Origin of the sequence: Streptomyces sp. DH12 (assembly GCF_020873895.1) — a bacterium.
GTDB lineage: Bacteria > Actinomycetota > Actinomycetes > Streptomycetales > Streptomycetaceae > Streptomyces.
This window is the reverse complement of the sequence record NZ_JAHWGT010001519.1, coordinates 1-402: the sequence shown is the minus strand read 5'-3', so window position 1 is coordinate 402 and position 402 is coordinate 1. Positions and strand designations below refer to the sequence as shown.

Sequence of the window (402 nt, the reverse complement as noted above, 5' to 3'; positions counted from 1 at the left end):
CGCCCGCTCCGTCGGGCGTCGGTGCGCCAGGAGCAGGCGGCTGTGCGCCGTCAGGAGAACGGCGGCGACCAGGGCCGGGACGGCCACGGCGGCGACGGCCCAGCCGGGCGGGGCGTGGAGTGTCACCGCCGCCGTGGCCCAGGCGGCGAGGGCAGGAGGGACCAGCCGGAGGTCGGCCGGTCCCTCCTGCCGTGGACGGGAGGCGCCCGGCCGCCCGGCCGTGACGTCCTGGCCGACGCGTGTGCGGGTGCTCATGGCCGCACGAGGTCGCGCAGGTCGGCGAAGCGGCGGTCGCCGATGCCGTTGACCTCCCGCAGCTCGTCCACCGAACGGAAACCGCCGTTACGGGTGCGGTAGTCGACGATGTGCTGGGCGTGGACCGGGCCGACACCGGGGAGGGTG

1 protein-coding gene and 1 pseudogene are annotated in these 402 nt (G+C 77.1%); both read right to left on the bottom strand.

The window, feature by feature from the left end:
* Positions 1–255, bottom strand: a pseudogene (locus LPA54_RS40860) (hypothetical protein); the annotation flags it as partial.
* A partial coding sequence (locus LPA54_RS40855; RefSeq protein ID WP_228985470.1) for a helix-hairpin-helix domain-containing protein occupies positions 252–402 on the bottom strand: 151 nt, incomplete at its 5' end. The gene LPA54_RS40855 and the pseudogene LPA54_RS40860, both read right to left, overlap by 4 nt.